The 26,004-nt window shown below is 45.9% G+C and carries 19 protein-coding genes; 11 read left to right on the top strand and 8 right to left on the bottom strand.

Translation table 11 applies throughout. From position 1 onward, the window contains the following. Positions 1-53: 53 nt before the first annotated feature. Positions 54-1,643 carry a peptide chain release factor 3 gene (gene prfC / locus DFP76_RS04385; RefSeq protein WP_113873452.1) on the bottom strand — a complete coding sequence of 530 codons (1,590 nt, stop codon included), beginning with the start codon at positions 1,641-1,643 and terminating at the stop codon, positions 54-56. Positions 1,644-2,088: 445 nt separating this feature from the next. Here prfC and DFP76_RS04380 point away from each other — a divergent pair, with 445 nt between their 5' ends. The 3 genes from DFP76_RS04380 to fhuB are packed head-to-tail and all read left to right on the top strand — an operon-like array spanning position 2,089 to position 5,735. After that, the gene (locus tag DFP76_RS04380; RefSeq protein WP_113873451.1) at positions 2,089-2,853 is read left to right on the top strand and encodes an ABC transporter ATP-binding protein; all 765 of its coding nucleotides are present in this window, start codon (positions 2,089-2,091) and stop codon (positions 2,851-2,853) included. A gap of 33 nt (positions 2,854-2,886) precedes the next feature. After that, positions 2,887-3,759, top strand: coding sequence for an ABC transporter substrate-binding protein (locus DFP76_RS04375; protein ID WP_113873450.1), 873 nt, complete (start codon positions 2,887-2,889; stop codon positions 3,757-3,759). Next, positions 3,759-5,735 (top strand): Fe(3+)-hydroxamate ABC transporter permease FhuB, encoded by a 1,977-nt coding sequence (gene fhuB / locus DFP76_RS04370; RefSeq protein WP_113873449.1) that lies wholly within the window; start codon positions 3,759-3,761, stop codon positions 5,733-5,735. Before DFP76_RS04375 ends, fhuB begins: the two co-directional genes overlap by 1 nt. Positions 5,736-5,807: 72 nt before the next feature. On the opposite strand, the gene DFP76_RS18325 is transcribed toward fhuB, so the two are convergent. Then, positions 5,808-5,939, bottom strand: a complete 132-nt coding sequence (locus DFP76_RS18325; RefSeq protein ID WP_281269728.1) for a hypothetical protein — start codon at positions 5,937-5,939, stop codon at positions 5,808-5,810. A 207-nt stretch (positions 5,940-6,146) separates the two neighbouring features. On the opposite strand from DFP76_RS18325, the gene DFP76_RS04365 reads away from it, so the two are divergent. The 6 genes from DFP76_RS04365 (at position 6,147) to phnE (DFP76_RS04340) (ending at position 13,049) form a co-directional block, all read left to right on the top strand. Beyond that, positions 6,147-7,937 (top strand): sensor histidine kinase, encoded by a 1,791-nt coding sequence (locus DFP76_RS04365; protein WP_245931868.1) that lies wholly within the window; start codon positions 6,147-6,149, stop codon positions 7,935-7,937. Next, positions 7,938-9,305: a sigma-54-dependent transcriptional regulator gene (locus tag DFP76_RS04360; RefSeq protein WP_113873447.1), complete on the top strand. Its 1,368-nt coding sequence runs from the start codon at positions 7,938-7,940 to the stop codon at positions 9,303-9,305. Positions 9,306-9,524: 219 nt separating this feature from the next. Beyond that, positions 9,525-10,574 (top strand): phosphate/phosphite/phosphonate ABC transporter substrate-binding protein, encoded by a 1,050-nt coding sequence (gene phnD / locus DFP76_RS04355; RefSeq protein WP_113873446.1) that lies wholly within the window; start codon positions 9,525-9,527, stop codon positions 10,572-10,574. Between the two features lie 88 nt (positions 10,575-10,662). Beyond that, complete coding sequence (phnC, locus tag DFP76_RS04350; RefSeq protein ID WP_113873445.1) at positions 10,663-11,448, top strand: phosphonate ABC transporter ATP-binding protein; 786 nt, start codon at positions 10,663-10,665, stop codon at positions 11,446-11,448. Then, positions 11,436-12,230: a phosphonate ABC transporter, permease protein PhnE gene (gene phnE, locus DFP76_RS04345; RefSeq protein WP_113873444.1), complete on the top strand. Its 795-nt coding sequence runs from the start codon at positions 11,436-11,438 to the stop codon at positions 12,228-12,230. The genes phnC and phnE (DFP76_RS04345) overlap by 13 nt, the downstream gene beginning before the upstream one ends. 21 nt (positions 12,231-12,251) lie before the next feature. Then, positions 12,252-13,049: a phosphonate ABC transporter, permease protein PhnE gene (gene phnE / locus DFP76_RS04340; RefSeq protein WP_113873443.1), complete on the top strand. Its 798-nt coding sequence runs from the start codon at positions 12,252-12,254 to the stop codon at positions 13,047-13,049. Positions 13,050-13,127: 78 nt separating this feature from the next. On the opposite strand, the gene DFP76_RS04335 is transcribed toward phnE (DFP76_RS04340), so the two are convergent. Both DFP76_RS04335 and DFP76_RS04330 read right to left on the bottom strand, forming a co-directional pair. Next, positions 13,128-16,256 carry an efflux RND transporter permease subunit gene (locus tag DFP76_RS04335; RefSeq protein WP_113873442.1) on the bottom strand — a complete coding sequence of 1,043 codons (3,129 nt, stop codon included), beginning with the start codon at positions 16,254-16,256 and terminating at the stop codon, positions 13,128-13,130. Positions 16,257-16,259: 3 nt separating this feature from the next. Continuing rightward, complete coding sequence (locus tag DFP76_RS04330; protein ID WP_113873441.1) at positions 16,260-17,450, bottom strand: efflux RND transporter periplasmic adaptor subunit; 1,191 nt, start codon at positions 17,448-17,450, stop codon at positions 16,260-16,262. 93 nt (positions 17,451-17,543) lie between these two features. On the opposite strand from DFP76_RS04330, the gene DFP76_RS04325 reads away from it, so the two are divergent. Further along, positions 17,544-18,116, top strand: coding sequence for a TetR/AcrR family transcriptional regulator (locus tag DFP76_RS04325; protein WP_113873440.1), 573 nt, complete (start codon positions 17,544-17,546; stop codon positions 18,114-18,116). Here the strand turns inward: DFP76_RS04325 and DFP76_RS04320 are convergent. The 4 genes from DFP76_RS04320 to DFP76_RS04305 all read right to left on the bottom strand — a co-directional run bounded on the left by DFP76_RS04320 (position 18,113) and on the right by DFP76_RS04305 (position 24,405). Continuing rightward, complete coding sequence (locus DFP76_RS04320; RefSeq protein ID WP_113873439.1) at positions 18,113-19,003, bottom strand: DMT family transporter; 891 nt, start codon at positions 19,001-19,003, stop codon at positions 18,113-18,115. The genes DFP76_RS04325 and DFP76_RS04320 overlap by 4 nt on opposite strands. 128 nt (positions 19,004-19,131) lie before the next feature. After that, positions 19,132-20,445 (bottom strand): Na+/H+ antiporter NhaC family protein, encoded by a 1,314-nt coding sequence (locus DFP76_RS04315; protein WP_113873438.1) that lies wholly within the window; start codon positions 20,443-20,445, stop codon positions 19,132-19,134. Between the two features lie 243 nt (positions 20,446-20,688). Then, complete coding sequence (locus tag DFP76_RS04310) at positions 20,689-23,028, bottom strand: glucose/quinate/shikimate family membrane-bound PQQ-dependent dehydrogenase (protein WP_113873437.1); 2,340 nt, start codon at positions 23,026-23,028, stop codon at positions 20,689-20,691. A gap of 192 nt (positions 23,029-23,220) precedes the next feature. Beyond that, complete coding sequence (locus DFP76_RS04305; protein WP_113873436.1) at positions 23,221-24,405, bottom strand: FAD-dependent monooxygenase; 1,185 nt, start codon at positions 24,403-24,405, stop codon at positions 23,221-23,223. Between the two features lie 185 nt (positions 24,406-24,590). Between DFP76_RS04305 and DFP76_RS04300 the strand changes: the two genes are divergently transcribed. Then, entirely contained in the window at positions 24,591-25,958 is a 1,368-nt protein-coding gene (locus DFP76_RS04300; RefSeq protein WP_113873435.1) for a DEAD/DEAH box helicase, read from the top strand. The last annotated feature ends 46 nt before the right edge of the window (positions 25,959-26,004 follow it).

Below are 26,004 nucleotides of genomic sequence, written 5' to 3'. Positions count from 1 at the left end.
TGTTACTAATGACCGAATTATCCGCTTAACCTAGTAATTTAGTCAAGTATTGATCAATGTTCTCGGGTTGCGCGGAAGGTAACATCCGGGAAACGCTCTTGCGCTAGACTCAAATTGACCATAGTTGGCGCAATATAAGATAAGTTATCGCCACCATCTAATGCCAAATTAACCTGATTCTTACGCTTAAACTCCTCCAACTTCTTACCATCTTCACAGTCAACCCAACGAGCCGTCGCAACGTTAACCGACTCATAAATGGCTTCCACATTGTATTCCGCTTTTAGACGCGCCACGACCACATCAAACTGCAGTACACCAACCGCACCAACAATCAAATCATTGTTTTGTAATGGGCGAAATACCTGCACAGCTCCCTCTTCGGATAACTGAACCAAACCTTTCAGCAACTGCTTCTGCTTCAAAGGATCCTTCAAACGAATACGACGAAATAGCTCTGGTGCAAAGTTTGGAATACCAGAAAACTTCAGATTTTCACCTTGTGTAAAAGTATCACCGATCTGGATGGTTCCGTGGTTATGCAAACCTATGATGTCACCTGCAAAGGCCTCTTCAGCACGGGATCGATCCCCAGCCATGAAGGTCACCGCATCGGAAATACTAATGTTTTTACCAATACGTACATGATTCATCTTCATGCCCTGCTTATAAGTTCCCGACACAATACGCATAAAAGCAATGCGGTCACGGTGTTTCGGGTCCATATTCGCCTGAATCTTAAACACAAAGCCTGAGAACTTCTCATCTTTCGCTTCGACTTGACGCTCAGTAGTCTGACGAGGCAATGGTGCTGGCGCCCATTTCGTCAAACCATCCAACATATGATCGACACCAAAGTTACCCAATGCCGTACCAAAATAGACAGGGGTCAATTCACCTTCCATAAACAACTCATGGTCAAATTCATTTGATGCCCCCATAACCAACTCAAGCTCTTCACGAAGCTGCTCAGCCAATTCGTCACCCACTGCGGCATCCAAGTCCGGGTTATTTAAACCTTTCACCACTCGTAATTCCTGAATGGTATGGCCTTGACCCGTTGAGTACAAAATCGTTTCATCACGATGAATGTGATACACGCCTTTGAACTCTTTACCACAACCAATCGGCCAAGTAATCGGCGCGCACATGATGTTAAGTTCGCTTTCCACTTCATCCAAGACTTCCATTGGATCGCGAATATCACGGTCCAATTTGTTCATAAAAGTGACAATTGGTGTATCACGTAAACGGGTAACTTCCATTAATTTACGAGTACGATCCTCGACCCCTTTTGCCGCATCAATGACCATCAAACATGAATCGACAGCGGTTAAAGTTCGATAGGTATCTTCGGAGAAGTCTTCGTGTCCTGGTGTATCCAGTAGATTCACCAAACAATCATTGTATGGAAACTGCATAACAGACGTCGTGATCGAGATACCACGTTCTTTCTCCATGTCCATCCAATCGGATTTAGCATGTTGCTTAGAACCACGACCCTTTACCGTTCCTGCCGACTGAATCGCACGTCCGAACAACAACACTTTCTCAGTGATGGTGGTTTTACCTGCATCCGGGTGGGAAATAATCGCAAAAGTACGACGCTTGTTTACTTCATTAATAAAATCGGCGTTTGCCATGTATAAAAATCTCCGCCTTGCGCAACGACAGCACAAACATAAAATACGCTCTCTGCTCCGCCTAACCAAAGGCCATAAACAACCCATATGACGCCACAATGGTCGTCAAAATCTAGGTTATCTAGAGATAAGAGCATTTAAAATTGGGCGTATTATACGCCACTGTCAGCTAAAGGCACGCCTTGTCTATGTTTTTCAATCTGCACAACCATTGGATTGAGACATGAAGAGGACTTTTTATCCTATTTGGGCTAGGGATATAGACACTAAAAGCCCCTAGACTTGATCCACGCACAAATTCTTAACCGACTCTCTTTGCCTACCCTCAACCAAATAGTATTGCAAACGATTTGCATTATTATTAATGAGAAGAATAGAATGTAAGCTTATGTGAGTTTGTCTTAGGCAAACTTAAATCGCACACAACCCTATTTGGTTTTCTAGAATGATAGAGTCTAAAAATCTGCAGTTCCGCGTTGGTGATCGCTCACTTTTGTCTGATTTCTCCATGCAATTCGAAGCGGGAAAAATCTATGCTCTGGTCGGACACAATGGTTCAGGCAAATCGACTTTACTGAAACTTTTGGCGCAACAGCAATCCCCGACTGAAGGGGACATCTTATTGGATAATAAAACGTTATCCACTTGGCCCAGTAAAAAGTTTGCACAAAAAGTCGCTTACCTTCCTCAGCATACGCCTTCCACGGACACTCTCACTGGGCGCGATTTAGTTGGTTTCGGACGCTACCCTTGGCACGGCTTACTTGGCCGCTTAACCAAGCAAGACAAAGCCATTATTGAAGAAGCCATGCAGTTAACCGACACATTGGATTACGCAGATCGCATGGTAGATACCCTATCTGGTGGTGAACGCCAACGCTTATGGCTCGCCATGCTATTGGCTCAACGCTCAGAGTACTTGCTGTTGGATGAACCCCTTTCTGCCTTGGACATCGCCCATCAGGTCGACATGCTGAACCTGATCAAAAAGCTCAGCAAGCAACTCAACCTTGGCGTCATTATTGTTATCCATGACATCAATATGGCCGCGCGCTTTTGTGATGACATTGTTGCGTTGCACAGCGGTAAATTAATTGCAGCGGGCGCCGTCAAAGATTTGTTTAATCAAGAACACCTAAAGCAAATTTACGACATCGACATGCACGTTGCCGATCACCCTGCTGGCTACCCAGTTGCCATGCCAAACTAACAGCTAAGGCACTCAACTTCCGTGAGAATTCCCATGATTGTTCATTCGATAAAAGGTTTAGGGCTGACAACCTTATTGTTGTGCCTAAGCAGTTGGACGCTGCATGCCGAGCCGCAACGCTTAGTGTCCATAGACTGGTCTCATACTGAAACTTTATTAGGTTTGGGGGTAACACCAGTTGGAGCCACCCAAAAAGCCGCTTACAACGCTTGGGTCAAAGAACCAAGTATCCCCGCCGAGTCGGTAGATATCGGCCTAAGAACACAACCCAATTTAGAGCGTCTAGCCGAGCTAAAACCGGACCATATTTTTGTTTCACCAGCTTATCAATACCATCAAGCCAGACTAGAAAAAATCGCGCCTGTTACCGCCATTTCTATCTATGCCGATGGCAAAGCGAATTGGCAAGCCTTGCAGAATTTCACCAACACCATGGCGGCAGCGATTGGCAAAGAAGAGGCAGCACAGCAACTCATTACAAGGTCGGAAAGTACGTTGCAGCAACTCAAAGCCTCCTTACCAAGCAAACCACAAGCAGATCTACTCATGATTCAGTTTATGGATGCTCGTCATGTGCGAGTTTTTGGTCAAAACAGCATGTATCAAATCGCGCTGAATCAATTAGGTATCAAGAATGCTTGGCCGGGGGACACCAATGCATGGGGCTTTGCTCTAGTCGGCATTGACCATCTATTGAATATCAAAGGACAATTTGTTGTCGTAGACCCACTTCCTGCAGGTGCTAAAGAACACCTCGAACAAGATCGGCTATGGCAGTACCTAATTAAAGAATCAGGTCATCCAGTATTACGCATTGAACCGGTTTGGAGCTTTGGTGCCATTCCGTCCACGGTTCGTTTTGCCACTCTTATCACCCAAGCCATAACAGAGCAGGAGGCAAACTAATGCGCATTCTACCTTTTGGTTTCGTCGGACTTCTCTTGTTAGCCGTTTTAGCTGTCTGCTATGCGCAACTGACCGCACAAATGCCATTCAATCTGGCCTTGCAAAGCTTTCTTCATACGGATTGGCAGTCTGTCATTTCCATCAAACTGTCTCTCACCTGGTGGCCTCGCCTCTTCACTACCTTAATTTGTGGTGCCGCATTGGCGGTGGCTGGGGTATTGATGCAACAAGTGTTGCGCAACCCTATTGCGTCACCCTCTACTTTAGGGGTCGCTACAGGTGCCAGTTTTGGTTTAATGTTGGCCACTTTGTACGCCCCTTGGTTAATCGAAATTTCGCACAGCTTGGTCGCTCTTATGGGCGGTTTAATCACCATGGCATTGGTTTTTGCTTTGTCATGGCGACGCGCTCTATCCCCTACCATTGTCGTCATTACCGGTTTAGTGATTAATCTGTATTTTGGTGCTTTTAGTACCGTTCTTTTGATTCTCAACGAAGAAAAGCTCTCAGGCTTAATGATTTGGGGAGCCGGCTCTCTGGTACAAACCGGCTGGGAGAATGTGCAATACCTATTGCCTAAAGTCATCATTGCCACCGGCGCGGCTTTCCTCTTCCTCAAACCTTTGAGTCTATTAGAGCTCACTGAGTCCGGAGCAAAAAGTTTAGGTGTTTCCTTAGCGAAATTACGCTTTATTTGTCTAGGCTTGGCCGTACTACTTACTTCATGGGTGGTGGCAAGTGTCGGCGTGATTGGTTTTATTGGCTTAGCCGCCCCAGCGATTACACGTTTATTAGGTGTTCGTCGATTGGCTCCAAAACTCATTGTGGCGATGATCATTGGTGCTTTGCTACTGACCCTAACCGATTTGTTAATCCAGTCTTTACCGGGTTACATGCCAATGTACATTCAAACCGGAGCCGCGACGGCTGCATTGGGAGCGCCTTTAATGTTATGGCTGTTACCCAAACTGTCGATGAAACACCAAACACAGACTGAAACCGTACTCACACGCCATACGCCTCACGTACGCCGCTTCGGCAAAAAATCTATTCTGCTCACTGCTGCGATGCTAGTACTAGGGTTAGCGGTATTTTCCACTGTGTCACTGCAAAACCAAGGCTGGCAATGGCTATTATTGAACGGCGAATGGTCAATGCTGGATTGGCGTTTGCCTAGACTATTAACCGCGCTACTAGCAGGAGCTATGCTGGCGGTAGCCGGAACCATCATTCAACGCATCAGTGGCAACCCAATGGCGAGCCCTGAGGTGATAGGTATTAGCTCAGGGACAGCCATAGGTTTGATTTTATCTTTGTATACTGGCCTAGCGGCTGGTATTACAGGAATGTACATTAGTGGCTTGATCGGTGCTGCAATCAGCATGTTGATCATTGTCCTGCTAAATCGTAAATCAGGCTTCCAACCTGAGCGCGTATTATTAACCGGTGTGGCCATTACCGCTTTGTTGAACGCTATCCAAACCATCATCTTAGCGGGCGGCGACCCGCGTAACTACCAGTTCCTCGCCTGGATGTCGGGCTCCACCTACTATGTCACTTACCAAACCTTGTTGATGACCTTAGTCTGCACCCTTGTGCTGGTTTCTTTGGTGTTTTTATTCACCAAATGGTTAGACATTTTGCCCCTAGGTCAAGCCAGCGCTCAGTCTTTAGGCGTTAGAGTCAGCCGCTCCAGATTAGTGTTATTAGCCATTTCAGCTTGCTTAACCGTCGCCGCCACTTTGGTGGTTGGCCCCCTTAGCTTTGTTGGTTTAATGGCACCTCATTTGGCTCGTATGTTGGGCTTTAATCGCGCAAAAGAGCACCTTATAGCTGCGGCGTTGGTGGGCAGTTTCTTGATGTTATTTGCCGATTGGCTGGGCAGACAATGGCTCTATCCACAAGAAATCCCAGCAGGCATGGTCGCTTCCATCTTAGGTGGATTGTATTTGCTGTGGGGATTACAGCGACTTTAATATCAATCAATTCTCTCAAGCGTCTCATCTCAAAAACCTCGAGACGCTTGAGCCTAAGGTTAATGTTTACAATTACTTTAACGGACTCAACTCACATAACACACCAAGTGCATTCACGGCGACCACCTCTAAATCCGCAAAAGAACGAATGCCATGAGTACTAACTCGGATCTCAAAAAACAGCAAACACTTGTGATGGGACATTTTTGTCCGCAATATAAGCCTCATACCTAATAAAATAGAGACGTCTAAGTTGGCATCAATCTTTCATTAGGTAAACGAATTATAAAAATAATAGGACGTACATAAATGGGGATTCCCAGCTTTTCTTGGCTTCGTAATATTGGTATTGGCGGTAGGCTATTTTTAGCTTTTGTTTTGATATCTTCTATCACTATTGTGGCAAGTGGGATGGCAACCAACACCTATTTGCAACTTAGTGATCGCCTTTTGTTGTTAAAGCAGCAAGATATTCCGGGACTGGATGCGGCCGCTCGGTTAAACGATAAAAGTCGACAAATTGTAGCTACTGCACCACTTCTCGTGACCAGTGACTCTTCCGTTGCCAGAGACAAAGCCATGCGCGAGCTCAACTCTGCCATCCGTGAAATGGATTCGTTGATGCGCAATCTACCGGATTATAATCGCTACTTTCTTGAGCTTATTACACAAATCAGCAACAGTTTGACGCTGTTAAATCAGAGTGTAGAACGTCGAGAAGTGATCAGACAGGAACTCGCCAAACATTCTTTGTTTGTTTTTCCGTTATTCCAAGATGTCATTTATCAAATAGATCAGATCCACTCTACTCCTGAGTTGGAGGAGGTCATACATCGACTCTACTATTTCTCTGGTTTAATTGAAAAAGTCAGCAACGATACGTCCTTTAACGAGTTAGACTACACCTTTTTAAGGTTAGAAAAGTTAGGAGCCGAAATAGCAGAATACCTCACTCTACTCCCACAGGTTCCAAGTTCCTTACAAGAATCATTATTTGACTTGCTCACAATGAGTTCCAGAAAAGGGCCACTTTTTCAGCTTAAAAACGAAGAGCTCGATCTGCTCTACCAGCAAAGCTTTCTCTTAGAAAACAGCCAACAACATATTCAACAATTAGCGGCACAAATCAATCAATATACGAATGATACTAACACCAGTATTCGTGGCTCACTCGAAAGAGCAATTAAATCTATCCATGGCAGCATTCGTAATATTTTACTTCTGTCTCTTATTAGTCTGAGCATTGCTTGTGCTATTTCTTGGTTTTATGTACGTCGCAACGTATTACAACGCATTATTGAGTTGCAACAGAATATGCGTGCCATTGCCAGCTCCCAATTGGACACTAAAATCCGCATTGTAGGACATGACGAAGTGTCTAGTATGGCTCGTGATCTCCAATACTTTCAGAAAACGGCAATACAAGTTGAGCAGACCAATCAAACACTCGCCGCAGAAATAGAAGAGAGAGTCGCAGCAGAAGCACAATTAAAAGCTGCTCAAAACGAATTGGTGCAAGCTGGTAAGCTCGCAGCACTAGGTAAGCTTGGCGTTGGAATTACCCATGAGATCAATCAACCACTCACCGCCATTGCCAGCCATTTGCATACCGCAGGACGACATATGGAAAAAGCCCAAATGGATAAGGCACAAACCAGCTTACAAAAGATCAGCCTGCTGCTCACCAAAATCACTCGCATCACCAAGCATCTCAAAGCCTTCGCTCGTGTTGCCGGAACAGAGCTCACACCGGTTTGCTTAGATGCGGTTATTCGGGACGCGATCGAACTCATGTCGAGTCAAATTGATGACCAAAGCTGCCAACTTGATTATCAGATGAGCGCTTCCTCGCTTTATGTTTTAGCGGAACCCATTCGCTTAGAGCAGGTCATGGTGAATCTCATCAGTAATGCTGTTGACGCTCTCTCAAGTGCTGCTATCAAACGGCTGACTATCCAAGTATATGAACGAAACAATAGAATATTCATAGATGTAACAGATACCGGCATTGGCATTGAAGAGAATCAAATAGAGCAAATTTTTGATCCTTTTTTCACCCAAAAAGAGGTAGGACAAGGACTCGGACTCGGTTTATCCATTAGCTATAACATAGTCCAAGACTTTGGCGGTCAAATCAGAGTCTCATCGACACCAGAGATAGGCAGTCGCTTCACCCTAGAATTAGCAAAGGCAGAACAATAAATGCTAAACACAATAAAAATAATCATAATCGACGATGATCAAACCATTATCGAAGCATTAACTGAAATGCTGGAGCTCGAAGGCTTCCAAATCGAGAGCTACAGCCGAGCAGATAAAGCCATCTCATTACTCGATAAAAACAGCCCTGTTGTGGTATTGAGCGATGTCAGAATGCCAAAAATGAATGGCATGAATTTACTGGCTCACTTGCAAGAGTTAGATAATGAACTACCAGTGTTACTAATGAGTGGTCACGGTGACATACCAATGGCCATTGAAGCCATGAAAGAAGGTGCGTATGACTTTCTTGAAAAGCCCTTGCAACCAGCTCAGCTCATTAACCAATTACAAAGAGCATCTGAAAAACGCCAGCTGGTATTAGAGAACCGCAAACTCAAACAAAATCTTGCCCAACAAACCGGGCTAGAAGCCTCAATTATTGGCGAGTCAGCGGCCATCAAAAACATTCGCCAGCACATATCCTCTCTGGCACAAGCGAACGTTGACACCATTATTTATGGTGAAACAGGATGTGGAAAAGATGTGGTTGCTAGAGCATTGCATCAATTCAGTCTCAGAAACAAAGGTCGCTTCATAGCCATTAATTGTGGCGGTATCAGCGAAAGCCTAATCGAAAGCGAGTTGTTTGGCCATGAAGCAGGCTCCTTTACTGGTGCCAATAAACGCCATATCGGCAAGATCGAAGCTGCGAATGGGGGCACATTGTTTTTAGATGAAATCGAAACCATGCCTCTTCCAGTGCAGATCAAACTACTGCGAGTGCTACAGGAACGTACCATAGAGCGAGTGGGTAGTACCACGCCCATTCCCGTTGAACTCACCGTCATTGCCGCCAGCAAAGAAAACCTCGCACAACTCGGAGAGGAAGGAAAATTTCGTCAGGATTTATTTTACCGACTCAATGTCGCCAGCCTCACCATACCGCCTCTTAGAGATCGACCCGAAGACATCTTGCCTCTTTTTCATCACTATGCTCGAAAAGCTTCTGAGCATTTTTCTCGGGCACTGCCTAGCATCACCCCCTCCTACCTAGATTATTTAATTCAACATCAGTGGCCGGGCAATGTACGTGAACTAAAAAACGCCACCGATCGCTTTGTGCTCGGCATTAGCGAAACATCACTGGCGTCAATCAAACATCAGGATGACATCAATGGCAGCTACGAAGAACGTATGGATCAATTTGAACGTCACATTATTGAAGAAGGCTTACGAGCCACACATGGGCAATTAAATGAAGCGGCCGAACTGCTGGATATGTCACGCAAAACCTTGTACCGAAAAATGAAAAAACACCAATTAGATAAACAACAATATAAATCAACCGAGCCCGAAGGACACGAATGACCCATTTCGCATTTTGTCATGAGACTAAAGCGTCCCAAGCAAATAAAACAAAATGAGAAAATAAATGCAAAATATTGTTTTTATTATATTTTTTAACATTGGCATTGGCCTTGCTGTATGAGAATCGACCCGACCTTGAAGTGGGGTTATCTCATCTCCGACAACGGAACCTCCCGACCGGTGATAACAATAAAAAAATACATCATGAGGAAAACAATAATGCCTATTAAATTATTAACAGGTTTAGTGCTATCGAGCTCATTACTGTTAGGTGCCACCACAACCTTAGCGGATGACTGTAGCTATCGTGGCGTTTTGGACGATAAATTCTGCGACGAAAATTACGATCTAGTTGCTGACCTGCCAAAAGACTCAAGCCAATGGCGTGATCCAAGCACGCTTGTCTTTACTTACACCCCAGTTGAAGATCCAGCCGTCTATAAAGACGCCTTTAGTGATTTCCAAAAATACCTGAGCGACGTCACTGGCAAAAAAGTAGTGTATTACACAGTCCACTCAAATGCTGCGGAAGTCGAGGCGTTACGTTCTGGTCGATTGCACATAGCAGGCTTTTCAACAGGGCCAACAGGCTATGCTGTGAATTTAGGCGGCTTAGTTCCTATTGCCGTAAAAGGAACAGAAGAGTCTTTTCAGGGTTATAACCTGATCACAATTGTGCGACAAGACAGTGACATTCAGCAAATGACCGATTTAAAAGGCAAAGTCGTCGCTCACACGTCGGCCTCTTCCAATTCGGGTAACTTAGCACCGCGAGCCATCTTCCCTGCACTTGGACTCACACCGGATAAAGACTATGAAGTGAAATATTCTGGCAAGCATGACCAATCTGTCATGGGCGTGTTATCTGGCGACTATGAAGCCGCACCTGTTGCATCTGACGTGTTTAAACGCATGGTGGATGCCAAACGTATCAACAAAGAGGACTTCCGTATTATTTATACCAGCCCTCGTTTCCCAACGTCCTCTTTCGGCTACGCTCATGACTTAAACCCTGAATTGGTTGAAAAAATTAAAGAGGCTTTCTTCACCTTCCGCTTCCCAGCTGACATGCAGCAAACCTTTGGTGGTGCTGACCGCTTTTTCCCTGTGACATACAAGGAAGAATGGCAAGTCATTCGCGACATTGCTCACGCATCTGGCACAGCCTATACCAAAGCGGGACTGAAGCAGTTAGCCGAAGCCGATGCAGCCAAAGCCGCCGCTAAAAGAGCAAAAGCGGCTAAAGCAGCGGCCAGTAAAACCCAGTAAACCGCCTTTAACTGAATACCTCATTTACATAAAGACCAGCAACCTGAGTCATCAGGTTGCTTGGCATTCTTTGTCTTTAGGAAACACTATGTCTGTCACTCATAACACCGCTGAGCACTCAAACTTCCTTGAAATTCGAGGCTTAAAAAAAGAATACACCGCAGGTAACCCGATTTTAAAAGGGATCGACATTCACATTACTGAGCCAGGTATTGTTGCCATTATCGGCCCCTCTGGAACCGGTAAAAGTACCCTATTGCGTTGTATTAACCGCTTAATTGACCCTACTGATGGACAAATATTATTTGATGACAGTGACCTTTGCCTTGCAAAGGGATCACAATTACGCAAACTGCGCCGCCAAGTCGGCATGGTATTTCAAGAGTACAATCTGGTTGAGCGACTGACCGTAATAGAAAATGTCCTAACTGGTCGTCTCGGCTATATGTCAGCATGGAAAGCATGGCGTCGAAAATTCAGTCAACAAGACATCAATACAGCATTTGAATTATTGGAAGCCGTTGGCTTAAGCGAACACGCTAAGAAACGTGCAGACAGCCTATCTGGCGGTCAACGCCAACGAGTTGGTATTGCCAGAGCCGTCATGCAAAACCCAAGAATTCTATTGGCCGATGAGCCAACCTCTTCACTTGACCCTAAAACTGCCGTCGAGATCATGGAGCTTTTACAACGATTCTCAGATGAAAAACAATTGCCCACTCTGGTCAATATACACGACGTAAAACTGGCTAGCCGATTTGCCAAACGTATGATTGGCATGAGTAATGGCGTAGTTGTTTATGATGGGCCGCCAGAAGGCATTACTGATGAGCACCTGAAACAAATCTACGGAGGTGAATCATGGCTGGTATAAATTCCCCACAAAATCGAGAAAACCCTTTTAAACAAAACTGGTTTGTTACTGCCACTTGGCTCATCGTTATCTGTTATGTGGTGTATTCTTTTCAAGCAATGGGATTGAGTTGGGAGCGTTTTAGCGATGGCCTTGGTCATGCTAGTAACCTTTTGGGACGAATGGTTCCGCCAAACTTTAGTCGCTGGTCTCTATTACTCAGCGGCCTTATTGAAAGCTTAGAAATTGCCATTATTTCGAGTATTTTTGGCATTTTTCTATCTCTTTTTTTGGGCTTATTTGCCGCTCGAAACCTAATGCCAACTTGGGTCAGCACGCCTGTGCGAATGTTGATCGCCCTTTGTCGTACCTTTCACCCTGTCATCATTGCAATCTTGTTTGTAAAAAGCGTGGGATTTGGTGCATTGGCTGGGATTTTAACCTTGATCGTGGCGTCTGTTGGCTTTATTGCCAAACTCTTTGCGGAAGCCATTGAAGAAATCTCTCTGAAACAAGTTGAAGCCATCCGTGCCACAGGCGCAGGCTTTACCAGCATTATTTTATTCTCTGTCATGCCACAGGTGTTTTCACGCTTTATTGGTTTTTCCACCTATCAACTCGACTCCAATCTACGTAACTCGACCATGGTCGGAATTGTCGGTGCTGGTGGACTTGGCGGCACACTTTTCTCCGCCTTCCAACGCTTTGATTATGATTTTGTCGCCGCCATCCTGATCGTCATCATCGCACTGATTATGTTTGGCGAATTTCTATCCAACATCGTTCGTCGCATTTTTCGCTAGCCTGACCTAGGAATATACATTATGAACACAATAGATCATCACTGGCAGCGCTTTACACTAAAGCAGAAATTGTCTCGCTATGCTGTTTATCTGGTACTCATCATAGCCTTTGTTCAATCGATTAAATCCGTTGAGGTGATTCCCGAGTTTTTATTGGACGCACCTGAACAAATGGCCGATATGTTTGCGCGTATGTGGCCAATTGATTTTGCGTATTACCCTGTTGCCGTGCACGACGCTATGATTGAAACGCTCAACATCGCTACGCTGGGCACACTTATCACTCTCATCTTTGCGATTCCGTTAGCACTAATGAATGCCAGCAATATTGTGAGTTCTGCCTGGTGTCACTGGATCTCTCGATTCTTCTTAGTATCTTCACGATCAGTTAACTCTTTGGTATGGGCTCTACTGTTTGTCTCCATCTTTGGACCTGGAGTTATTGCTGGAGTATTAGCCATCGCCTTTCGCTCTATTGGCTTTGTCGGCAAGCTATTAGGAGAAGCAATCGAAGAAGTTAACATGGGCTCCATTGAAGCACTAAAAGCCACAGGCGCCTCTTGGTTATCCATTTTGCTCAAAGGCTATTGGCCGCAGGTATTACCGGCTTTTTTCAGCATCGTCTTATTTCGTTGGGACATTAACGTGCGTGAGTCGGCGGTTCTCGGGTTAGTGGGTGCAGGGGGGATTGGTGTCGTGTTAGACGATTCGATGAACTTATTCCAATGGGACAGAGTCGCTTTGTCTTTGTTAGCCATTTTTGCTGTGGTTATCGTCGCAGAAATTGTTGTCGTAAATATTCGAAAGCGTTTGATTTAAATCCCTCATACTTTCTATTTTGTCACAAAAAAGGAGCCAATCGGCTCCTTTTTCATGACCTGTTTAAACGACTATGTCTTAACCGTCATGTTCTGTTGAAGATAAACCATCAGGGCGTTTTGGGAAGATACGACGTACAATCACAAAAAACAAAGGCACGAAGAAAATCGCCAAAACGGTTGCCGTCAATGTACCACCAACAATGCCTGAACCAATCGAAATACGGCTGTTGGCACCAGCACCACTAGACAAGGCCAAAGGCAAGGTGCCCACAATGAAGGCCATGGACGTCATGATAATAGGACGTAAACGAAGGCGCGCTGCCAATGCCGCCGCTTCCCATACATTAACCCCTCGACGATAAGCCGCTTCGGCAAACTCCACAATCAAGATTGCATTCTTTGAGGACAAACCAATAGTGGTCAACAAGGCGACTTGGAAATACACATCATTTTCCAAACCACGCAAATGTGCTGCCGCAGCGGCACCAATCACCCCTAATGGAATCACTAATATCACTGACAATGGTACAGTCCAACTTTCATACAAGGCCGCCAAACATAAGAAAACGACAAGGATAGAAATGGCGTACAAAATTTGCGTTTGACCACTTGATAAACGTTCTTGGTATGACAAACCACTCCAAGCCCCTGTGGTGCCAGCTGGCAGCTCATCAGACAAACGCTGCAATTCATCCATCGCCGCACCGGAACTCACACCATCGGCACCAGAACCCTGGATCTGGTATGACGCCGAGCCATTAAAGCGACTCAATGTTTTTGGACCGTAAGTCCATTCACTGTTCGCAAAAGCGGAGAAAGGTGTCATGGTGTTGTCACTGCCGCGCACGTACCAATGTTGTAGATCTTCTGGAGAAGAGCGATATCCCGCTTCACCTTGCATATAAACAGTTTTCACGCGACCACGATCCACGAAGTCATTTACATAACTGCCCGCCCAAGCACTGCTTAAGGTCGAGCTGATGTCCGACATCGACAGACCTAAAGCCGATGCTTTTTCTTGGTCTATATCAATGTGCAACTGTGGCGCTTCCGATTGAGAACCCAAACGCACTCCTGTTAATAGCGGACTGGCATTGGCATTACTCAACAAAGTATCACGCATAGACAACAGAGTGTCTCGGTCAGTGTTGCCGCTCGCTAGCAGCTGGAAAGTGAAGCCACTACTTTGCCCCAATCCCTGTATAGAAGGTGGTATCAAAGAAAAGATCATTGCATCTTTAATGCCAGCAAACGCGCCGTAAGATCGACCCACAATGGCCCCTGCACTGTTGGCTGGACCAACACGCTCACTCCAGTCTTTTAGGGCAATAAAGGCCAAACCTGCATTTTGCCCGGTCCCCATGAAGTTAAAGCCTGAAATGGTGAAGATAGCATCCACATTGGCTTTCTCAGCCACCATAAAGTGCTGTTCCACTTGGCGCATCACTTTATCCGTACGAGCCAAAGACGCCCCTTCCGGTAACGACACCATCACCATGACTCGACCTTGGTCTTCTGTAGGTAAGAAACCTGACGGCAAATTCATCATCAAGCCAGCTAAGCCAGCAACAATGGCGCCATAAACAATCATCCAACGAACTGGACGCTTGATGATGCTGCTGACACCACCAAAATACTTATTGGTCGCACGATCAAAATTACGATTAAACCAGCCACCTAAGCCTTTTTTAGCCGCATGGTGGTTGGGCTTGAGCATGGTCGCACACAAAGCTGGCGTCAGTGTCAGCGCCACCACAACCGATAGAGTCATCGCGGCCACAATGGTGATCGAGAACTGACGATAAATCACCCCAGTTGAACCGCTGAAAAATGCCATAGGTAGGAAAACCGCCGATAACACCACGGCAATACCGATCAAAGCACTGGTAATCTCTTTCATTGATTTTATGGTGGCTTCTTTTGGTGACAGTTTATCTTCTTCCATCACCCGCTCGACATTTTCTACCACCACGATGGCATCGTCTACCAGTAGCCCTATCGACAGTACAATACCAAACATGGTCAGAGTATTGATGGAAAAGCCAAACAACTCCAACACACCAAACGTACCCAATAAGACAACGGGTACTGCGATGGCAGGAATCAAAGTCGCTCGCCAATTCTGTAGGAACACAAACATCACGATCACCACCAGTGCGATGGCTTCGAATAAGGTTTTAACCACTTCCTCAATCGAGATTTTAATAAAACTGGTGTTGTCTACTGGGAAAGATAACTTGTAACCATCAGGCAGGTTCTTTTCCAACCCAGCAAGTACGTTTTTAACCGCTTCCGATGTCGATAAAGCATTCGCGCCAGGCGCCAACATAACCGCCATACCAGAGGCTGGGTGACCATTCAAACGAGGAATGAAAGAATAACTTTCACTGCCCAATTCTACTTTTGCAACATCACTCAAACGTACCGTTGCGCCGCTGTCATCGTAGGCCAATATGATGTTTTCAAATTGTTCAACCGTTTGCAATTTAGACTGTGCGGTCACCGTCACGTTCAATTCTTGACCGTCAACAATAGGGTAAGCACCAAGGCTACCCGCTGCAACTTGTGTGTTTTGCGCCGTAATCGCAGCAGAGATATCCGATGGCATCAACTTATAAGACGCCAGCTTCAGTGGATCAAGCCAGATACGCATTGCATATTCAGCACCAAAAACCTGTACGCTACCAATACCATCAACACGGGAAACCGGGTCCTGAATACTGGACACCAAAAAGTCTGAAATATCGCTTGCCGTATCCGTATCCGTTTCGTCATAAATGGCCGCCACTAACAAGAAATCCGTATTGGATTTCTCAACGGTAACCCCATTCTGCTGAACCGAGTTAGGTAGACTGGAAGTCACTTGTTGGATTTTATTTTGCACTTGTACCTGTGCAATGTCCGCATCCGTCCCCTGTTCAAAGGTCACATTGATACTGGTTCGACCAGAAGAGCTGCTTGACGACGAGAAATACAACAGACCATCAAGACCCGTTAGTTGTTGCTCTAACACTTGAGTAACACTGTTTTCCACTGTTTCAGCAGAAGCACCAGAATAGGTTGCAGAAATGCTCACCGTTGGGGGGGCAACGTTAGGGTATTGTCCAATCGGCAAAGTATTAATCGATGCCAGACCGACCAACATGATCGCAATGGAAATAACCCACGCGAACACCGGACGATTGATAAAAAATTGCGCTAACATAGATTAATTCCCTTGTGCTGCTGAAGCCTGATTACTGTCGACGATCTCACCAGTCTTTTCATCACGAACCATTGGTGAAGCCATGACTTCACTGCCCGAACGGATTTTCAAAGAGCCTTCGACCACTACTTTGTCGCCAGCATTAATTCCAGATAGCACTAACCATTGATTATCAATAGCCCGTTCCACGGTCAAAATACGTTTCTCAATGATGTTCTGATCATTCACCACATAGGCAATTGGATTTCCCTTCACATCACGAGCCACCCCCTGCTGTGGCACTAATAAGGCTTGCGTGTGCGTGGCTTCATGAATTAAGCCTCGGACAAACATCCCTGGTAGCAAAAGATCATCTGGATTAGGAAATTCTGCACGTAACGTCACACTACCAGTGCTTTCATCCACACTGACCTCACGGGCTTTCAGTTGCCCTTCATATTCGTATTGTGTGCCGTCCTCAAGAATCAAGGAAACTTTGTTGGTGCCTTTTTCAACCCCATCTTGCTTTAGCAAAGTACGTTGTTTTAACTGATCCAAGCTGGTTTGCGCTAAATCAACGAAAATAGGATCTAAAGAACGTATGGTGGTCATGACCGTTGATTGGCTACCTGTTACCAGCGCACCTACCGTCACTTGCGAAATACCAATGCGTCCGTCGATCGGTGCACGAATTTTGGTGTAGCCTAAATTAATTTTGGCCGATTCCAATGCGGCTTCAGACCCTTTTTGCTTGGCTTTCGCTTCTAAAAAAGCCACTTGAGCATCGTCTAAGTCTTGCTGTGAGACGTTATTTTGCTTACGCAACTCTTTGTAGCGGTCATATTTAAGTTGCGCCGACTTCAAGCTGGCATTACTTGATTCTAAGTCTGCTTGCGCTTGCTTATAAGAGGAAACATAAGTGGAATCATCTAACTCATACAAGACATCACCGGTTTTAACGTCTTGTCCTTCTTCAAAGAAGCGCTTCTCAACAATACCGCCAACTTGTGGTCGAATTTCAGCGACCAAGCTTGATGTCGTTCGACCGGGCAGCTCAGCAATTAATTCCGTAGTTTGTGGTTCGATCGTTACGACACCAACGGGAACTTTTTGAGCCTTTGGTGCTGCAGATTTAGACTCAGAAGCCTCTTCCTGACAGCCAACAAGTACCAAAACAAGTAATAAACTTGAAGCATATTTAAATTTAGACAACATTGAGGAGACTTCCTTTAGAAACATTGAGAATGATCATTCACAAAACTATAATCTAAGCCAAATCCCAAATACATGACCTAAACGTGCAAATAAATGAGAAGTAGTAAACAGCCTTGTCTTAAAAACCAACGCATACAATGCATTATTGATGCCACGGAGCAGCACGTACTCACTAAAGGCTTTCACAAAGCCAGCATGAGCGAAATTGCCAAATCAGCAGGATTAAGCGTTGGTCAGATCTATCGCTACTTTGCTCACAAAGACGACATTATTCGTGCCTTAGTAGAGCAGTCTACACAAAAAAAATTACAATTCATGTCATCTTTTCTGGATAAAGAAAAATGGCTAGACCGACACTTCTTAGACGATAGTGAAGAGACGAAAAAAATCCGTGTGATGCACGCAGAAATCCAAGCCGAAGCCGCTCGTAATCCTGTGGTCTTTGAAATATGTCAGGATTCTAAAAACTGCCTACAGCAGCACGCAATTCAAATTCTGCAAACTCGCCAGCCTACCCTGAGCACAAACGAAGCGGCGTCACGCATCGAAATGTTAGTGACCTTAACCGAAGGTTTGTTGGCTCGTTGGGAGTTTCAACAGCGCCCACTCAGCTTAGAAATGATTCAACTCTACAACAATGTGATTGATCAAATTCTGCCAGATTAAGCTGCTCTAGTACGACGTAGTATCGAACGAATTTGTGGCCATCGACTAACCAGCATGGCAACAAAAATCAGCACACAGCCAAATACTTGCCCAGCACTCATGATTTCATTGAACCAAAAAACAGCAAAAATGGCGGTCCATACTGGCTCAAGGTTCATAATCACCGCTGCGTGACTGACGGGGGTGAGACTCATGCCATAAGTTTGCAGTAAAAAACGTAAGCTACTGGCGATCAAGGTACTGGCTAAAAACCAGCCCGCCACACTGATACTGATACTGTGCGGCAAAGGTTCAAACAGCAAAGACAGCCCCAGCAATACCGCGCCAGCAGCAAACAACTGAATCGCTGTCAGCACCAACACATGCATTCGCATCGAAAAGCGCGACAATAGATTTAATTGCAATGCCGACCCTACCGCAGCGCCTAAGAAATAAAAATGCGCGACCTCAAAATCCAAGCCATTATTCAAGGCCAAAAAGCCTAAACCTACGATAGCAAATGGCAACGCCACCCAAATACTCATCGGAGGCCGTTCCGCAAACATAAAACGCGCGACCAAAGGCGCTAACACCACACCTAAACTCGTGATAAAAGCACCGACTCCCAAGTTAGAACCTTGATCCAGTCCAGTCACCCAAAACATCATGGTGACACCAAACAAAACGCCAACATAACAAGCTTGACGAATTCCCTGCCAACTCAAGCCACGAAAGAACTTTTGACCTACAAGAAATAACACAAATCCCGCGACCAAAAAGCGCACGCCCATGAAAAATAAGGGTGGCAACCCAACCAAGGCTTCTTTCGAGAAAATCCAACCAAGACCAGCAATAATGGTCACTAAGATTAAAATTAATTCGGCTTTGAGATGACTGGTGTGCTTCAAGTGATGTCCTTATTAATCAGCGATGTGCAATGACGCAAAAAGCCTGAATCCCTATCATCAGGCATTCAGGCTTTTCACAATATTGGTTTACCGAGAGCAGGAAACAGCTCTCGTTTTGCGAGGTAAAACTAAGCTTTTGCTTTTGGCCAACCAACTAGGATGGACAGCAAGGCCACCGCCGCAAGCAACCAAGAGTACTGCACATAACCAACCAGTGCCAGTGGCGACACCTTAGCTAATGAGGAAGCTAAAAGGATTTGCGCTCCGTAAGGTAAAATACCTTGTACCACGCATGAGAAAATATCCAATAAACTCGCACTGCGCTTCGGATCAACGCTGTAACGCTCGGCAATGTTTTTCGCAACCGAACCGTTAATCAAGATAGAAACCGTGTTGTTCGCGGTACATAAGTTCGTCAAAGCAACAGAAGCACTGATGCTCAACTCGCCTGCGCGGGTTGAACCTTGTTTGGCACCCAACGCACGGCTAATACGCTCAATGGCACCAACCAACCAATCAAGACCACCCTGTGACTTCATCAAGGCGGCCAAACCGCCAATCAACAAAGACAAGATCAAGATTTCCTGCATACCAGTATAGCCAGCATAAATGTCTTTAGACCAAGTCGCTACGGTGTAGTCAGCTTGCATGAACAAACCAATACCACCAGCCAAAACAATGCCACTGAACAATACTAAGATCACATTAACACCCGCAACAGCCAACCCTAATACCGCCACATAAGGCAAAATACGGATCAGCTCATAGTCGCCAATATCGGCAATTTGCGCATTGGAACTTTGAAAGAATAGCCAAACCAAGGTAAGGATGGCGGCAGGCAAAGCAATTTTAAAGTTCATGCGGAATTTATCGCGCATGTCACAACCTTGCGTTCGTGTTGCCGCAATCGTGGTGTCTGAAATGATCGACAAGTTATCACCGAACATAGCACCACCAATAACCGTACCAACGGTAAGTAATAACGGCAGATCGGCCGCTTCAGCCACACCGATAGCAATGGGAGAGATGGCAGCAATGGTGCCCATCGAGGTTCCTATAGAAGTGGCAACAAATGCGGTAATCACAAACAAACCAGGCAAAAGCAAAGAAGTAGGAATCACACTTAAACCAAAGTTTACTGTCGCATCCACACCACCAACGCTCTTTGCCACACTCGCAAATGCACCGGCTAGTAGATAGATCAGAATCATGGTGATGATGGTGTTATCACCCACCCCATTGATAAAAGTTTCAATTCGCTGATTAAAATGCCCTTTCGCCAACAGAATGGCCAAGGCAATCGCCGGCAAAATCGCTACCGGTGCAGAAATTTGATAGAAAGCGAAGTCAACGTCTTGGGATTGATACCACAAGCCACTGCCAACAAAAAGTACAAGAAAAAGAATGAGTGGCAGTAACGCCAAAGGAGATTTAGAAGTCATATCGTCTGTTGAATTCCAGATTAATTAGGTCACAAGACTTTTGGTCTTTAAATAAGGTGGCACATAATAGTAAAAAGCCATTTTGTGCGCCAATAACAAATTGCCATGTGATTGGCAGAATTCGTTATAACAAAACAAGCAGATTGAAACAAAAAATATTCGATTTAGCTATATAAAATAGCTCAACCTAAGTTGAGCTATTTTCACTGAGCATAGATTTTTAGTACTAATGACTAAAAGCAGCTACTTTTTCAGTTTGTACGCCACCACGTAATCTCCGATAGTCGTACCAATGGAACCATGACCACCCGCCACTTGCACCACCATCTGCTCGCCTTGGCTATTGAGGTACGTCATAGGAGTGGCTTGACCACCCGCTGGTAAACGCGCTTTCCACAATTCCTCGCCAGTCGACATATCATAGGCACGCAGATAATCATCGACCGTTGCCGCCATAAAGACCACACCACCTTCAGTGATAATAGGGCCACCAATGCCCGGCACTCCCATTTTGATCGGCAATTTAAATGGCGTCATGTCTTCAATTGTGCCGTTTTTATGCTGCCAAGCCGTCTGACCCGTTTTCAAATCCACACCTGCCACATACCCCCAAGGTGGTTGCTGACAAGGCACACCAATTGGCGACAAGAATGGCTTGAGTTCCACGGCATAATTCGCGCCCTCATTCGAGTTAACACCTTGTTCGCCCTTATTGGCTTGGCTCAAATCCACCCCTTCTTTTGGCACCAGCTTAGAAGTAAAAGCCAGATACAAAGGCATACCAAACATCTGCTGGCGTTTAGGGTCTACCGCAATACTGCCCCAATTAAAGACCCCAAAGTTACCTGGATAGATAATGGAGCCTTGCTCAGAAGGTGGGGTATAACGTCCTTCATAGCGCAATTGCTTGAACTCAATACGACACATCATCTGGTCTAATAAGGTCGCCCCCCACATATCGGCTTCCGTTAAATCTTCTGGCTTAAAAGACAAGGCCGATGTTGGCTGGGTTGGCGCTGTATAATCTCCTAAAATAGCACCCTGTGGTGCTGGCTCCTCTGTTATTGGAAAAATCGGTTCACCCGTAGCGCGATTCAAGGCATACACATCACCTTGTTTGGTGGGTACGACCAGAGCAGGCTGTATTCCAGAATCCGTTTGCAAATCCAACAACGAAGGCTGTGCTGGGGTATCCATGTCCCAAAGGTCATGATGGACAAACTGCTGCACCCACTCGACTTGACCAGTTTCAAGACTCAAAGCCACGACTGACGTCGCGTACTTCTCTTCCGCTGGAGAGCGGTACATACCTAACTGATCCGGCGTACGGTTACCCATTGGAAAATACGCCAAACCCAAGTCTTCATCGGCACTGGCGATTGACCAACTGTTTGGCGAACTGGTGGCATAAGTTTCATCGTCGCCGATGGGTGCGGTTTCTTCAGGGTGGCCTGAATCCCAGTTCCATTGCAACTCCCCCGTTTTCACATCGTAGGCACGAATCACACCAGATGGCGAGTTGATGTCATAATTGTCATTGACTGATCCTGCAACAATCACCACCCCACCAGCGACTAATGGCGGCGACGTAGAGTAGTAATAGCCCGACTGTTTAAACGGCATGTTGTGCATTAGATCCAATTCGCCCTGATCTGCAAAATTAGCGCAACGGGCGCCCGTCGTCGGATCAAGCGCCACTAAACGCGCATCAGACGTTGGCAGATACAGTTGAGCATCACACTGCATAGTGGCAAGCGTTTCTGCCGGTTGCGAGGCTTTCTTCATCTCAGGTAAAGGCTGTCCATCGCTGGCAGGCAAATATGAGACACCTCGGCAAGTTTGATGCTGACGCTGACTGTCTGACGGTACTTTGGCGTCGTATACCCACAGCTCTTCTCCTGTATCGGCATCCAATGCCACTAGCCAGTTATGCGGCGTACAGATATACAAAGCATTACCGAGCTTTAATGGTGTGGCTTCATAGGTGGTTTCGCCCACGTCTTGCGGGCCTTTTTTGTCGCCGGTTTGATATTGCCAAGCCAGTTGCAATTGCTCAACATTATCTGGGGTGATTTGATCCAAAGGAGAGAAACGCTGACCTAAATTACTGCGTCCATAAGCTTGCCACTCAGCTCGTTTGGCATCACCAAGCTTAGCTTCTGGCAAGGTCACAGAACGGGTCAATTGCCCTTCTACTGTCGTTGGCGCGGTCATAAACAAAGGCGAAATGGTCACCAAAGCGGTCGCTAACCAAACACTGAACAAGACTCTGCCACCTTTGCCTGATTTAAACCAAGCCACCAAAAACAAAGGAATAGCCAGAACCAACAATAGACCCATACGCGTGGCTAATGGCCACCAGCTTAATCCTGACTCCTGCAGAGCCCAAGCTAAGGTCCCTATGAGCAAAACGGCATACAACCCATTTGCTAACTTGTGGGAACGACGCAGAGTAAAAGACACGGCGAGTAACGCTACACCCGCCAATAAATAATAAAGACTACCGCCGAGCGACAGCAGCCAACCACCGCCTACCATGAGCGCGATGCCAAGCAGAAAAAATAACACTGAGAGCAAAATCATATGACACTATCCCTTCGCATTTGATTTAAAAAAACCTTCGCATTTGATTTAAAAAGAGTGCAGCAAAGCAAGTTGGTACACTCTTTTTCAACCATAAATGATTAGAGATCAAATTAAATGGATAGAGCAAAAAACAATCAAATTGACTTTTTTCTTACATATTTTAATAACATTTCGACCGTGACGAAGATCCTAGCCGATCACATCATGACCATAAACAAAGTCCAATTTTGACTGCACAATCTTCGGCGCAATAGACGTAGCCAGTTGCATGGCTTTGAGTTTGGCTTTACCTAATACACCACCATGCATGTGATACAAACCAGCATTGGCCGCAGACATTTGTTGGATTTTAGTGGCTCGGGGTTTACGAATGGCTTCATAATTCATGAGCGCTATAGGAACATCATACTGACTTAACTGATCAGCCAATACATAAGCGTCTTCAATTGACATGGCCGCACCTTGCGCCATAAAGGGCAACATAGGATGACAAGCATCTCCCAACAACACTACTCGTTTATTATGCCAAGTCGACAATTCTGCACGCCCATTCAGCGACCACAAGAAACTGCTTTTCGCAGCACCCAACAACTCGGTTACTTGTGGATGCCAATCCGCAAAGGCTCGACGTAATTGTTGAATATCGCCTTCTTCTCGCCAGGACTCAGAGCGCCAATCAGACCTTTCCTCGACAGCAACAAAATTAACATCCCGACCACCACGTAAATAATAAGTCACCAGATGTTTTCCAGGCCCCGCCCAGACACAAGCTTCAGGCTCAATTTTCATCGCCAGATCATCTACTGAGATCACGCCACGCCACGCTACCTGCCCCATAAAACTTGGCTTTTCTGGCCCCAGTAACTGAGTCCGAACGGCCGAGCGAATACCATCCGCACCAATTAACAGATCCCCACTAACAGATTGCCCATCAGTAAGCAGCAACACCACTTTATCCTGTTCTTGCCGATAACCAGACACCTCAGCATTTAGTTGAATTTTCACCCCAGCTGACCGACAAGCCTCGACCAACACAGCATGCAAATCTGCGCGATGCAAATGCCAATAAGGTGCGCGGTAGCGAAACTCCGCTTCTTTCCCCAGCGGCGCTCGCAAATAATATTCTCCTGAACGATAGTCTCGAATACTGGCATAGGCTGGCTCAAATACTTTTGATGTTAATGCGTCAGCTAGACCCAATTTAATTAACACCCTACTGGCATTTGGGCTTATTTGCAGACCAGCGCCCACTTCTCCCAGTTGTGAAGACTGCTCACACATCACCACCTCGACACCTTGCTTAGCCAAAGCTAAGGCCGCCGTTAGCCCGCCGATACCGGCACCTGCAATTACTGCTCGCTTTACTTGATCCAATCTCTTTGTCCCCTTAGCTCTCGACCAATGAGGTCACTTCTGTTCATCATGGTAGCGAATTTAAGGTTAAAAAAAAGCGACTTACGTCATCTTTAATGGCGACATAGAAGAATATAGGGTAAGCTTCGCGCAAATCTTGTACAGTCAATCTGTACACCTGCCTTTGTCATTACACGAGTACATCTATGAGTTTCACCAAACTGGGTCTGTCCGCCCCTATTCTTAAAGCTATTGAAGAACAAGGTTATACAGAGCCTTCACCGATTCAAGCGCAAGCCATCCCAGCCGTTCTCGAAGGTCAGGATGTTATGGCAGCGGCACAAACAGGTACCGGTAAAACCGCCGGTTTCACCCTGCCGCTTCTTGAAAAGCTAAGCGCAGGACCATTAGCAAAAAGCAATCAAGTTCGCGCCTTGGTATTAACCCCAACTCGTGAACTAGCGGCTCAAGTTGCTGAAAGCGTGAAAAACTACGGTCAGCATTTACCGCTAAAATCGACCGTGGTGTTTGGTGGTGTCAAAATCAACCCACAGATGATGGCCCTGCGTCGTGGCGCGGATGTACTGATCGCCACACCAGGTCGATTACTAGACCTATACAACCAGAATGCGCTGAAATTCGACCAACTGGAAGTCTTGATTCTCGACGAAGCCGATCGCATGCTCGACATGGGCTTTATTCACGACATTAAAAAAGTCTTGGCTATTTTGCCGAAAAAACGTCAGAACCTTTTATTCTCAGCGACTTTCTCACCAGAAATCCGTGACCTTGCTAAAGGTTTAGTGAATAACCCTGTAGAAATCTCAGTCACTCCGCGCAATGCCACCGCCAAATCTGTCGAGCAATGGCTTCACCCAGTCGATAAGAAACAGAAAATTGATTTGTTGATTGATCTTATTGCTGATGGTCAATGGCAACAAGCTTTAGTGTTTTCCCGCACCAAACACGGTGCCAACAAAATTACCAAACAACTGGAAGCGGCCGGCATTCGCGCCAGCGCCATTCATGGTAATAAAAGCCAAGGTGCCAGAACTCGTGCACTTGCCGACTTTAAAGAAGGTCGCATTCGTATTCTCGTCGCAACCGACATCGCGGCACGCGGCATTGATATTGAAGAACTGCCACACGTGGTTAACTTTGATTTACCTGACGTGGCGGAAGACTATGTTCACCGTATCGGCCGAACGGGTCGAGCCAATGCCACAGGACAAGCTATTTCCTTGGTATCAGCGGACGAATTGGATCAACTTAAAGCCATCGAACGTCTCACTCAAAAGCTGATTGAACGTCGCTACGTGGACGACTTTTTCCCAACCCACATGTTGCCAGACACTACACTGGATACCCGTCCAATCAAGCCTAAGAAGCCAAAAAAGCCCAAGGCCAATAAGACACCAGCCAGATCAGGCAACAGTAACAACAAGACGAAAAAGCCTGCGCCAAAAGCTGACGTTACGCCAGGTCAAGGTTTGCGCAGCAAGCCATTGGCACCTGCCAGACGCAATCGCAAGCCGAACGGCGGTGTAAACAAGCCAAATACGAGCCAATCATAGATAAGCAAACGCTGCATTAATTGATTAGCACGCACAAAAAAACCAC

Origin of the sequence: Marinomonas aquiplantarum (genome assembly GCF_003314975.1) — a bacterium.
Lineage (GTDB): Bacteria > Pseudomonadota > Gammaproteobacteria > Pseudomonadales > Marinomonadaceae > Marinomonas > Marinomonas aquiplantarum.
The sequence above is the reverse complement of the archived record's forward strand: the minus strand, read 5'-3'. Positions and strand labels throughout refer to the sequence as shown.